Origin of the sequence: Yersinia sp. Marseille-Q3913 (assembly GCF_963892745.1) — a bacterium.
GTDB lineage: Bacteria > Pseudomonadota > Gammaproteobacteria > Enterobacterales > Enterobacteriaceae > Yersinia > Yersinia bercovieri.
This window is the reverse complement of the sequence record NZ_CAWQAF010000044.1, coordinates 233,728-244,714: the sequence shown is the minus strand read 5'-3', so window position 1 is coordinate 244,714 and position 10,987 is coordinate 233,728. Positions and strand designations below refer to the sequence as shown.

The following is a 10,987-nucleotide window of genomic DNA, read 5'->3' as shown; positions in this document are numbered from 1 at the left end:
TGCCGATTCAAAACTGGCGGCAGGCAATGAGTCGTTTTATTATCGAGTTCGAAGATCGCCTTAGCGGTCATCTATAACAGAATGGTGATTACACAGAATCGTGTACAGGGTCTATAAATAACATGGGGTGAGTGATAAATTCGCCCCATATGAAACTCTAAATGTTTTCGAAATTTTCGGGATCTCTTCCTAGTCTTTGATTTATATCCAGACTGCCAATTTTAGATATTTCATCTTCATCTAATTTAAAATCAAATACGTTAAAATTTTCTATTATTCTTGATGGGGTAACCGACTTTGGTATAGCAATTAGCCCAAGGTCGAGGTGCCATCTTATAACAACCTGAGCCACTGTCTTATTATATTTTTCTGCTATTGCTGAAATTATATCATTGTGAATTATACCATCCACGCCCCTTGATAGAGGACTCCATGACTCAGTGTGTATATTGTGATCTGAATTCCACTTTATTATATCTTTCTGTTGCATCAATGGATTAAGTTCAATTTGGTTAATAACTGGATAAACGCCAGTTTCTTTATGTAATCTTTCTATGTGGTGGGGGTTGAAATTGCTTACTCCAATACTTCTGATTAATCCTTGTTCCTTCAGGCTTATTAACTGATGCCAGGCATTAACAAATTTATCCTGCTTTGGTGCAGGCCAATGAATAAGATACAAATCCACATAATCTAGTTTTAATTTTTTAAGACTTTCACTCAATGCTTGTTCTGCATCATCATGCCTATCATTCCATATTTTTGTAGTGACAAATAACTCACTACGACTCAATGCTGAATTGTGCAGAGCGTTTCCAACACCCTCTTCATTACCATAAATTGCCGCAGTATCAAAAAGACGGTAGCCAGCCTCTAAGGCAGTGTCTATGGCTGGAATCAGTTGCTCATTTGATGCCTTCCATACTCCAAGGCCAAGCGCTGGTATAGAATTTCCATCACTCAGTTTTACGAAAGATTGTAATGACATAATTATCCTTATTGATTTTATGATGCTGCATGGCAAATCCTATCATTACGTAAAGGAATAGTCAGCGAACGTTTCAAGTAGTGTATGGGATCGGTGGCATGGATGCCTATAAGGTGGCGGCGCAGGATAACGCCGCTTGCTTCTACTTAGCGATCATCGAATCAAGATAGTCCGCATACCACTGCATCATGCGTTTGCGATCATCAATGTACTGGGCGTGGTTATATACACCCCTTATTTTATTTTTGTCTAGGTGAGCAAGTTGACGCTCAACCCAATCACCCTCAAAACCATGATCATTGAGTATTGAACTCATCTGATGTCGGAATCCATGCCCGCACGTTCTTCCCTCATAGCCAACTCTGCGAATCACCCCAAGAACGGTATTTTCACTTATTGGCTTGGTTCTATCATTTCGGCCGGGAAACACCAGTTCAAAGTGTCCGGTTACCAGCTGTAATTGTTTGAACAAGTTAATGACTTGAGTTGATAGTGGCACTATATGCAACCGGCGCTTCTTCATCACTTCAATCGGTATAGTCCATACCCCTGAATCTAAATCAACATCACTCCATTTAGCATGGCGTAGCTCTTTTGTTCGCAAGCCAGTGAGCATTAATATCTGAGTGGCAGCCTTCGCTATAACGCTACCAAAATATGAGTTTAGTGCCACAATGAAGTCTGGAACTTCAGCTTCAGTAAGGAATGGGTAGTGGGTGCTGTTAGGTGGCGTCATTGCCACGGTTAAATCTGGGGCTGGGTTATATTCAGCCCGACCGGTAACGATCGCATATTTAAAAACCTCCCCGCAACGCCTCCTTGTTTTTCTCGCCATCTCCATCGCTCCGCGCGCTTCAATTTTCCTGAGCACATCCAAAAGCATTAAAGGCTTCACATCTTTTATTGGCATATGACCGATGAAAGGGAAAACATCACGAACGAACATGGACATAACTAAATCGCTATAGTCTGGCGTCCATACTTTCCTTTTAGAGGAATGCCATTCTTTTGCAATTGCTTCGAAAGTATTTTCAGCCGATATGCGTTGCGAAACTTTTTTCTCTTTCTTGTCTTGAGATGGATCCACACCATCAGCAAGTAGCGATTTTGCTTCATCTCTTTTTTGACGTGCATCAGCCAGTGTTGTAGCTGGGAATAACCCAATAGTCAGTAGCTTCTCTTTCCCGTTAATGCGGTACTTGAGCCGCCATGACTTAGCGCCAGTGATAGAGACATACAAAAATAAACCCCCACCGTCAGACAGCTTATAGGCTTTCTCTTGTGGTTTAGCTGTTTCTACCTGCCTGGCTGATAATGGCATTTCGGGGGTATCCTATGTAGAGGCTGTTTCGATACCCCTGATACTACCCCCACTTTATACTTTATTCACGGTTATTTGTGGTTATGCGTGGTAACGTCGATTGTCTGAGAGCTTTACTATGAAAGGGTTTTCGGTGTGATGTGGTTATGCGAGGTAATGCTGTAGTGGTGTCCCCGACTGGAATCGAACCAGTAACTAGCCCTTAGGAGGGGCTTGTTATATCCGTTTAACTACGGGGACCCGGTCATCGGCAGGCTGCCGATGAAGTGTGCTGCTGGAGCATTATACGCATTTTGACCCAGATAATAAGCAGTTAGCTGTCCGTTTGGTTACTCTGTCGCCAATTGAGGGTGAATAAGTGCTGTCTTTAATCAAAAAGTAGCCGCTGACAGCGGCTGAATGTGTGCAGTGACTTGCGTGATGACGATGAGTTTTTGTCTGCCTTGTGGCTATCCACTTTCAGTTCGCGAGGTTTTACCGGTAATTGTTGCTTTAAATCGGGCGGGACGGACGAAATTATGCTCAATTTTGCTGGAAAAAAGTAACCAAATTTTAATGCTGTCGATTTTTTCTACAGAAATTTGATCTTATCCCGAATATTACCTCTATAAGGGTAGGGATAGCGTTAGACCCATGCTACGTAAGGTTTAAGCCTTATGTTATCATTCGGTTTTCCTGAACTGACAATCCTACGGTGGAAGAGAATCCTTCATGCTGGAAGCTAAAGAACTGACCTGCATTCGAGATGAACGGCACTTATTCCAACGGTTAAGTTTTTGTGTGGCTGCGGGCGAAATTGTGCAGATTGAGGGGCAAAACGGCGCGGGTAAAACCAGCTTGCTGCGTATTCTCGCCGGACTAGCCGATGCCGATGAGGGGCGGGTGAACTGGCAGGGTGAGGATATCCGTCGTGATCGCGCCCGCTATCATCAGAATTTACTGTTTTTGGGTCACCAGCCGGGCATTAAGTCGGTGCTGACACCTTTTGAAAATCTGGCGTTTTATCAGTCGGTGTTTCAAAAGGTGGATAGCGCTGCAATTTGGCAGGCGCTGGCTCAGGTCGGGCTGGTGGGGTACGAAGATTTACCGGTCTCTCAGTTATCGGCAGGCCAGCAACGGCGGGTGGCGCTGGCCCGTTTGTGGTTGAGCCAGTCGCCGTTATGGATTTTGGATGAGCCGTTGACCGCTATCGACAAACAAGGTGTCGGCACGCTGTTGGCACTGTTTGTCGAACATGCCGCTAGCGGAGGAGTGGTACTGCTCACCACCCATCAGGATTTAGATGCGCTCGATCAACAGGTGCGAAAAATTCGTCTCACCAACACGCAGGAGCATTAATGTTTATCAGCGTGTTGCGCCGTGAATTAAAAATTGCCTGCAGAAAAGGCGGTGAAATCGTTAACCCGCTCTGGTTTTTTCTGATTGTCATCACCTTGTTTCCATTGGGTATTGGTCCAGAACCGCAATTGTTGGCGCGCATTGCACCGGGTATTGTTTGGGTTGCCGCACTCTTGGCGTCGCTGTTATCGCTGGAGCGGCTATTTCGTGATGATTTTCTCGATGGCTCGCTCGAGCAGTTGCTGCTATTGCCCACACCGCTGGCGCTCACGGTGTTAGGCAAAGTGTGTGCTCACTGGGTAGTTACCGGACTGCCGCTGCTTATTTTGTCGCCGCTGGTGGCGTTGCTGCTCTCCCTCGACACAAATACCGCTATTGCGATGGCCCTGACACTGCTATTGGGGACGCCGACCTTAAGTTTTATTGGTGCCATTGGTGTGGCGCTCACCGTCGGTTTGCGTAAGGGCGGTGTTTTGCTGAGTTTATTGGTGTTGCCGCTCTATATCCCGGTGTTGATATTTGCCACTGCGGCCATTGATGCGGCCTCTATGGCGCTGCCGATTGACGGTTATTTGGCCATTTTGGGGGCGATGCTGGCAGGGAGTGCGACACTGGCGCCTTTTGCTACCGCCGCAGCATTGAGAGTGAGTGTGCACTAGCGGTTTATCGCTGGTGGCAAATAGCAGTTAAATGAGTACCGATTTTCAGCAGCTTAAACGCGGTAGCCAACGCCAGTCAGAGCAGATTGTGCGCCGTACCCTGTACCGGTATTGCCCATGTGGCAGTACCGGTCCAATTTCAACGTGAGCAATGAAAAATGTGGAAATGGTTTCATCAATTGGCTAAACCCGAGCGGCTCTATCAGCTATGCGGCCGATTTATTCCGTGGCTGGGCATGGCGGCGGCCCTCTGTCTGCTGGTGGGCTGGGTGTGGGGCTTTGGTTTTGCCCCTGCGGATTACCAGCAAGGTAATAGTTTCCGTATCATCTATTTGCATGTTCCGGCAGCCATCTGGTCGATGGGTATCTATATGTCGATGGCGATAGCCGCATTTGTCGGATTGGTCTGGCAAATGAAAATGTCCGATAACGTGCTGGCCGCCATGGCACCAGTGGGGGCGGTATTTACCTTTATTGCCCTGGTCACCGGTTCCGCCTGGGGCAAACCTATGTGGGGAACCTGGTGGATCTGGGATGCACGTCTGACCTCTGAGCTAGTGCTGTTGTTCCTCTATCTGGGGGTGATCGCCCTGTATAACGCCTTCGAAGACCGCAAGCTGGCAGGGCGTGCGGCCGGTATTTTGGTATTGGTTGGCGTGGTGAATATCCCCATCATTCATTTCTCGGTTATTTGGTGGAATACCCTGCACCAAGGCTCAACTAACATGCAGCAGAGCATCGATCCGAGTATGCGCTCGCCACTGCGCTGGGCGATTTTTGGCTATTTGTTCTGTTTTATCACCCTGACATTAATGCGTCTGCGCAATCTGATTTTGCAGCAGGAGCGCCATCGCCCTTGGGTTAGCGCCTTATTGCGCAAGGAGCCACGAGTATGAAACCAGCCTTTGACTCTTGGGCGGCATTTTTTGCCATGGGCGGCTACGCCTTTTATGTCTGGTTGGCAGTGGCGGCCACATTACTGTCACTGTTGGGTCTGTGGCTAGATACCCTGCGACAGCACAAACAACTATTAGCAGATATTCAGCGCCGTCAGGCCAGAGAACAGCGCATTCGTCAGCACGCAGCCCATTCACAGGAGAAATCACAGTGAATCCACGTAGAAAAAGTCGGCTCTATCTGGCGTTGGTGGTGCTTATCGGTATCGGTTTGACCACCACACTGGTGCTGTATGCCTTGCGCTCAAATATTGATTTGTTTTATACGCCAGGTGAAATTTTACAGGGCAAAGGTGAGCGCCATGAGAAGCCAGAAATCGGTCAGCGCTTGCGCATCGGCGGCATGGTGATGCCGGGGTCGGTTAAACGAGATAATAAGACGCTGGAGATGAGTTTTCAGGTTTATGATGCCCGCGGCGCTGTCACCGTGACCTATACCGGCATCCTGCCGGATCTGTTCCGCGAGGGGCAGGGCGTCGTGGCGCAAGGGGTATTTGCTGAAGGCAATACCATCAACGCCAAAGAAGTGCTGGCAAAACATGATGAAAAATACACCCCACCAGAAGTCAAAGAGGCGATGAAAGAGAACCATACACGTCCAGCCGAGGCTTACAGTAGCGCCAACAGTGGGGGCAATGCCTCATGATGCCTGAAATTGGCAGTTTCTTGTTATGTCTGGCACTGGCTATTTCGCTGTTACTGAGCCTCTATCCGCAGTGGGGGGCGGCGCGTCAGGATGCCCGCATGATGGCCACCGGCAGGCCACTGACCTACGGTATGTTCGCCACCATTGCGCTTTCATTTATATGTCTTATCTACGCATTTGTGGTGAATGATTTCACCGTCTCCTATGTGGCGGCTAACTCGAATTCACATCTACCGGCCTATTATCGGATCGCCGCCAGTTGGGGTGCGCACGAGGGATCACTGCTGCTGTGGGTGTTGCTGCTCAGTTGCTGGTCATTGGCGGTGGCGCTGTTTAGCCGTTCAATGCCGGATGATGCGGTAGCCAGGGTGCTATCGGTGCTGGGGATGATTACCGGCGGCTTCCTGCTGTTTATTATTCTGACCTCGAATCCATTTACCCGCACCTTGCCGGATTTCCCCATTGATGGCAACGATTTGAATCCACTGTTGCAGGATATCGGGCTGATATTCCACCCGCCACTGCTCTATATGGGTTACGTTGGTTTCTCGGTGGCCTTTGCTTTCGCCATCGCCTCCTTAATGGCCGGGCGGCTCGACAGTGCCTGGGCGCGCTGGTCACGGCCATGGACACAAGCTGCATGGGTGTTCCTGACTTTGGGGATCGTGCTCGGCTCGGCCTGGGCCTACTATGAACTTGGCTGGGGGGGGTGGTGGTTCTGGGACCCGGTAGAAAATGCCTCATTTATGCCGTGGTTAGCCGGTACTGCGCTGATCCACTCGCTGGCAGTGACTGAAAAACGCGGCACATTCAAAGCCTGGACTGTGCTGCTGGCCATCACCGCATTCTCATTGTGCCTGATGGGGACATTCCTGGTGCGTTCTGGCGTGTTGGTCTCGGTACACTCGTTTGCCTCTGATCCGGCGCGCGGCATGTTCATTCTGGCCTATCTGGTGATTGTCATCGGCGGCTCCCTGCTGCTGTACGCGGTCAAAGGCGCACAGGTGCGCAGCCGGACTCAACATGACGTGTTCTCGCGCGAGACTTTCCTGCTGGGGAATAATGTGCTGCTGATTGCCGCCATGCTGGTGGTGCTGTTGGGCACTCTGCTGCCATTGGTCCACAAACAACTGGGGCTGGGCAGCATCTCTATCGGCGAACCCTTCTTTAATACTATGTTTACCTGGCTGATGGCACCGATGGCGCTGCTGATGGGGATTGGGCCGCTGGTGCGCTGGCGTCGTGATGAACCGAGCAAGCTGTGGCGGCGCTTGTCGGTGGCGCTGGTGGTCACCTTGCTGCTGTCGATTCTGGTGCCGTGGCTGCTGCAAGACACCATTGCCGGTATGACGGTGGTCGGGTTGATGATGGCTATCTGGGTGATTATCCTGACATTGATGGAGCTGCACGAGCGCGCTACCCATCGCCATAGCTTCTGGCGCGGCCTCAGCCACCTCTCCCGCAGCCATTGGGGTATGGTGCTGGGCCATCTGGGTGTGGCCGTTACCGTGATCGGCATTGCGTTCAGCCAGAATTACAGTGTCGAGCGCGATGTGCGCATGAAGGCCGGTGATAGTATCGATATCCACGATTATCACTTTGTTTTCCGCGATGTTCACGACATTAAGGGGGCAAACTATACTGGCGGCGTGGGGATCATTGATGTCACCCGCAATGGCAAGCCGGAAGCGACCTTACATGCGGAAAAACGCTACTACAGTGTGGCCCGTTCAATGATGACTGAAGCGGCTATTGATGGTGGCCTGACCCGTGATCTCTATGCCGCATTGGGCGAAGAGCTGGATGACGGTTCATGGGCGGTGCGCCTGTATTACAAACCCTTTGTGCGCTGGATCTGGTATGGCGGGCTGTTTATGGCCATCGGCGGCATCTGCTGTATGCTCGATCCGCGCTACCGGATGAGTAAAAAGTTAAAACGTGGCGCTGCGTCGGAGGCTGAATAGTGAAAACTTCCACTTCATTCAATAAGCTGATGTTTATTCCGCTGGTGCTGTTTTTGTTGCTGGTGGTAGCCTTTTTAGTGCAACTGACCCGCAATGCTAACGGCGACGATCCCACCATGTTAGAGTCGGCGCTGATTGGCAAGCCAGTGCCGACCTTCAAGCTGGAGTCCCTCGAACAACCGGGGAAAACCTTTGATCAGGCGGTGTTACATGATGGAAAACCCATGCTGCTCAATGTCTGGGCGACCTGGTGCCCCACCTGTCGGGCTGAACATCAATACCTGAATAAATTGGCCGCGCAGGGCATTCGCGTGGTGGGCCTGAATTATAAAGATGATCGTGCCAAAGCCGTGCAGTGGCTCAATTCGCTGGGTAACCCTTATGCGCTGAGTCTGTACGATGGCGATGGCATGTTAGGGCTGGATCTTGGGGTGTACGGCGCGCCGGAAACTTTTCTGATCGACGGTCAGGGCATTATCCGCTATCGCCATGCCGGTGATCTGAATGATCGGGTCTGGTTGCAGGAAATCCTGCCGCTATATAAGAAATATCAGGGGGGCGCATGAGATTACTGAGCCTGATGCTCGGCCTGTTGCTGAGCTGGAGTGTGTTTGCGGCCATCGATACCTACACCTTCAAATCGGAGGCGCAGGAGCAGCAGTATCGCGAGTTGACCGAGCAACTCCGCTGCCCAAAATGCCAAAACAACAGCATTGCTGACTCCAATGCCATCATCGCCGCTGATATGCGCGGTAAGGTGTACGAACTCCAGCAGCAGGGGAATACCAAACAGCAAATCATTGATTATATGGTGGCCCGCTACGGCAATTTTGTTACTTACGAGCCACCGGTTACCGCCGCGACGATGATTCTGTGGGTCGGGCCAGCACTGTTTGTCCTGATAGGCGCAGCCGTGGTGATATTACGCGCCCGTCGGCGGGTAGAGAAGGAAGCCCCGCTTTCCGCGCAGGAGCAGCAGCGATTACAACATCTGTTGGCTGAACAACTGACCCCATCAAAACCGACTGACAGGAAACAACCATAATGGCTTTTTGGCTAATAGTGATTATTTTACTGGCGGTCGCGGGGGCCTTGTTGGTCATTCCGGCCATGCGACAAGAGGCGAATTCACCGGCGACTACCCGGGATGAGCTGAATAAGGCCATTTATCAGGACAGGTTAGCTGAATTGGCAGAGGATGAAGCGCAGGGTGTGGTGGAACAGCGGCCTGAACTGATTCAAGAATTGCAACAAAACCTGTTGACTGATATCCCACAGCAATCGGATGAAGCAGCAACACCCATCAACCGCTGGGTGCTATTACCGGGCGTGGTGATTTTGGTGGTGATCGCGGTGGGGCTATACCTGAAAACAGGCGGTTTGACCCAGGTGCAGGCATGGCAGCAGGTTGAGGCGCAAATGCCTGAATTACGTGCCAGAGTTGCTAATGAGCGCGCGGAGCCGCTGACCATGGAGGAGGTCGCCCGTTTAGGGCTGGGATTGCGAACCTCCTTGCAGCACGATGCCGCTAACGTCAACGACTGGATGATGCTCGGCAGAGTGGGGATGGCGCTGAATAACGCCACCACGGCGACGCAAGCTTTTGCTAAAGCTTATCAACTCGCGCCCGATAATGAGGATGTCAGACTCGGCTATGCCGAAGTGCTGACACGTTCCAATGATCCGCAGGATAATCAGTTGGCAACCCAGATGCTGCGGAGCATGGTGGGGCAAGATCACACCAATCTGCGCGCCATGAGTTTATTAGCTTTTAATGCTTTTGAGCAGGGCGATTTCAAACAAGCCATTGGCGCGTGGGAAGTTATGCTAAAATTGCTGCCTGCTGGTGATTCTCGCGTAGAAGTGATAAAACGCAGTATCGCGCAAGCCAAATCACAGGCAGGGCAGGAAACAGCTACACTGGGAATAGAGGTTTCACTATCATCTGATGCCGCCCGAAAATTGCCCCAGCAGGGAACAGTGATTATATCGGTCACCGATGGAGCAAATCCGGTACCGGTTGCCGTCAAGCAACTGCCTTTGAGCCGATTCCCGCTAGCAATAGCGCTGGATGACAGCAATGCAATGATGCCGGAGCGCTTGCTTTCGTCACTGCAACAGGTGAAAGTGCGTGCGCGTATCTCATTGGATGGCACCGCTAATCCACAGCCGGGTGACTGGTTTGGTGAAAGTGAGGTGCAGAATTTTGATGGAAAAGGGCAGCCTCAGACGATTCATGTCGAGATAAATAAGCAGACCCCTTAAGTGTGAGGGGTTGAAAAGAATTTCATGGAGAAAAATATGAACTACCGCCTGATTGGGCTGGCTTTTGCAACCGTGCTGTTAGTCGGCTGCGCCAGTAGCTCGTCGGATCACATGGAGCAGGGCCGCTCTGATCCGCTAGAAGGTTTTAACCGGGCAATGTTCAATTTCAACTATGAGGTTCTTGACCCTTATGTGGTGCGCCCGGTTGCCGTTGTCTGGCGCGATTATGTGCCACAGCCAGCACGTAATGGGATGAGCAACTTCCTCGGTAACCTTGAAGAGCCAGCCAGCATGGTGAATAGCTTCCTGGTGGGGGACCCCTACAACGCCATGAAACACTTTAACCGCTTCTTCCTAAACACAATTTTGGGGATGGGTGGTCTGATTGATGTCGCCGGTATGGCGAACCCGAAACTGGCGAAAGAAGTGCCGCAGCGCTTTGGTAGTACGCTAGGCCACTATAATGTCGGTTACGGCCCCTACGTGGTATTACCGGGCTATGGCAGTTTCACGATCCGTGAGGATGGTGGTAATGTGGCTGATTACGCCTATCCGGTGCTGAGCTATCTGACCTTCTGGATGTCGGCAGGTAAATGGATGGTTGAAGGGATTGAAACTCGCGCACAACTGCTGGATTCCGATGGTTTACTGCGCAACTCTTCTGACCCTTACCTGATGATGCGCGAAGCCTACTTCCAGCGTTATGATTTCCTGGCCAATGGCGGGCAGTTGAAACCGGAAGTTAACTCGAATGCTCAGGCCATTCAGGACTCTCTGGAGAGTATCGACTCAGCGAACTGATCGATTCAGCTAATTAATACTGAACATAAAAAAAGCGCCGAAAGGCGCT

12 protein-coding genes and 1 tRNA gene are annotated in these 10,987 nt (G+C 50.8%); 10 read left to right on the top strand and 3 right to left on the bottom strand.

Features of this window, described 5'->3' with window-relative positions:
- Nucleotides 1-157: 157 nt before the first annotated feature.
- From dkgA to AACW11_RS16035, 3 genes are all read right to left on the bottom strand, one after another.
- Entirely contained in the window at nucleotides 158-988 is an 831-nt protein-coding gene (gene dkgA / locus AACW11_RS16045; RefSeq protein WP_212584769.1) for a 2,5-didehydrogluconate reductase DkgA, read from the bottom strand.
- 142 nt (nucleotides 989-1,130) lie between these two features.
- The gene (locus AACW11_RS16040; protein WP_212584768.1) at nucleotides 1,131-2,309 is read right to left on the bottom strand and encodes a tyrosine-type recombinase/integrase; all 1,179 of its coding nucleotides are present in this window, start codon (nucleotides 2,307-2,309) and stop codon (nucleotides 1,131-1,133) included.
- A gap of 165 nt (nucleotides 2,310-2,474) precedes the next feature.
- A tRNA-Arg gene (locus AACW11_RS16035) sits at nucleotides 2,475-2,549 on the bottom strand.
- Between the two features lie 471 nt (nucleotides 2,550-3,020).
- On the opposite strand from AACW11_RS16035, the gene ccmA reads away from it, so the two are divergent.
- The 10 genes from ccmA to mlaA all read left to right on the top strand — a co-directional run bounded on the left by ccmA (nucleotide 3,021) and on the right by mlaA (nucleotide 10,938).
- Entirely contained in the window at nucleotides 3,021-3,647 is a 627-nt protein-coding gene (gene ccmA / locus AACW11_RS16030) for a cytochrome c biogenesis heme-transporting ATPase CcmA (RefSeq protein ID WP_212584767.1), read from the top strand.
- The gene (gene ccmB, locus AACW11_RS16025; RefSeq protein ID WP_005275501.1) at nucleotides 3,647-4,306 is read left to right on the top strand and encodes a heme exporter protein CcmB; all 660 of its coding nucleotides are present in this window, start codon (nucleotides 3,647-3,649) and stop codon (nucleotides 4,304-4,306) included. The genes ccmA and ccmB overlap by 1 nt, the downstream gene beginning before the upstream one ends.
- Nucleotides 4,307-4,464: 158 nt before the next feature.
- Nucleotides 4,465-5,202: a heme ABC transporter permease gene (locus AACW11_RS16020; protein WP_212584766.1), complete on the top strand. Its 738-nt coding sequence runs from the start codon at nucleotides 4,465-4,467 to the stop codon at nucleotides 5,200-5,202.
- Nucleotides 5,199-5,417, top strand: coding sequence for a heme exporter protein CcmD (gene ccmD / locus AACW11_RS16015; RefSeq protein WP_032898126.1), 219 nt, complete (start codon nucleotides 5,199-5,201; stop codon nucleotides 5,415-5,417). The genes AACW11_RS16020 and ccmD overlap by 4 nt, the downstream gene beginning before the upstream one ends.
- Nucleotides 5,414-5,908: a cytochrome c maturation protein CcmE gene (gene ccmE / locus AACW11_RS16010; protein ID WP_032813996.1), complete on the top strand. Its 495-nt coding sequence runs from the start codon at nucleotides 5,414-5,416 to the stop codon at nucleotides 5,906-5,908. The genes ccmD and ccmE overlap by 4 nt, the downstream gene beginning before the upstream one ends.
- Complete coding sequence (locus AACW11_RS16005) at nucleotides 5,905-7,872, top strand: heme lyase CcmF/NrfE family subunit (RefSeq protein WP_212584765.1); 1,968 nt, start codon at nucleotides 5,905-5,907, stop codon at nucleotides 7,870-7,872. Before ccmE ends, AACW11_RS16005 begins: the two co-directional genes overlap by 4 nt.
- A complete protein-coding gene (locus tag AACW11_RS16000) occupies nucleotides 7,872-8,438 on the top strand; it encodes a DsbE family thiol:disulfide interchange protein (RefSeq protein WP_212584764.1) in 567 nt (188 codons plus the stop codon). Before AACW11_RS16005 ends, AACW11_RS16000 begins: the two co-directional genes overlap by 1 nt.
- Nucleotides 8,435-8,917 (top strand): cytochrome c-type biogenesis protein, encoded by a 483-nt coding sequence (locus tag AACW11_RS15995; protein ID WP_212584763.1) that lies wholly within the window; start codon nucleotides 8,435-8,437, stop codon nucleotides 8,915-8,917. Before AACW11_RS16000 ends, AACW11_RS15995 begins: the two co-directional genes overlap by 4 nt.
- On the top strand, nucleotides 8,917-10,137 hold the full coding sequence (gene ccmI, locus AACW11_RS15990) for a c-type cytochrome biogenesis protein CcmI (RefSeq protein ID WP_212584762.1): 1,221 nt from the start codon (nucleotides 8,917-8,919) through the stop codon (nucleotides 10,135-10,137). The genes AACW11_RS15995 and ccmI overlap by 1 nt, the downstream gene beginning before the upstream one ends.
- Before the next feature lie 36 nt (nucleotides 10,138-10,173).
- A complete protein-coding gene (mlaA, locus tag AACW11_RS15985; RefSeq protein ID WP_212584761.1) occupies nucleotides 10,174-10,938 on the top strand; it encodes a phospholipid-binding lipoprotein MlaA in 765 nt (254 codons plus the stop codon).
- The last annotated feature ends 49 nt before the right edge of the window (nucleotides 10,939-10,987 follow it).

Bases quoted from the DNA above. Each gene is read 5' to 3' on its own strand.
- dkgA (WP_212584769.1), bottom strand. From the start codon at position 988: ATGTCATTACAATCTTTCGTAAAACTGAGTGATGGAAATTCTATACCA.
- AACW11_RS16040 (WP_212584768.1), bottom strand. From the start codon at position 2,309: ATGCCATTATCAGCCAGGCAGGTAGAAACAGCTAAACCACAAGAGAAA.
- ccmA (WP_212584767.1), top strand. From the start codon at position 3,021: ATGCTGGAAGCTAAAGAACTGACCTGCATTCGAGATGAACGGCACTTA.
- ccmB (WP_005275501.1), top strand. From the start codon at position 3,647: ATGTTTATCAGCGTGTTGCGCCGTGAATTAAAAATTGCCTGCAGAAAA.
- AACW11_RS16020 (WP_212584766.1), top strand. From the start codon at position 4,465: ATGTGGAAATGGTTTCATCAATTGGCTAAACCCGAGCGGCTCTATCAG.
- ccmD (WP_032898126.1), top strand. From the start codon at position 5,199: ATGAAACCAGCCTTTGACTCTTGGGCGGCATTTTTTGCCATGGGCGGC.
- AACW11_RS16005 (WP_212584765.1), top strand. From the start codon at position 5,905: ATGATGCCTGAAATTGGCAGTTTCTTGTTATGTCTGGCACTGGCTATT.
- AACW11_RS15995 (WP_212584763.1), top strand. From the start codon at position 8,435: ATGAGATTACTGAGCCTGATGCTCGGCCTGTTGCTGAGCTGGAGTGTG.
- ccmI (WP_212584762.1), top strand. From the start codon at position 8,917: ATGGCTTTTTGGCTAATAGTGATTATTTTACTGGCGGTCGCGGGGGCC.
- mlaA (WP_212584761.1), top strand. From the start codon at position 10,174: ATGAACTACCGCCTGATTGGGCTGGCTTTTGCAACCGTGCTGTTAGTC.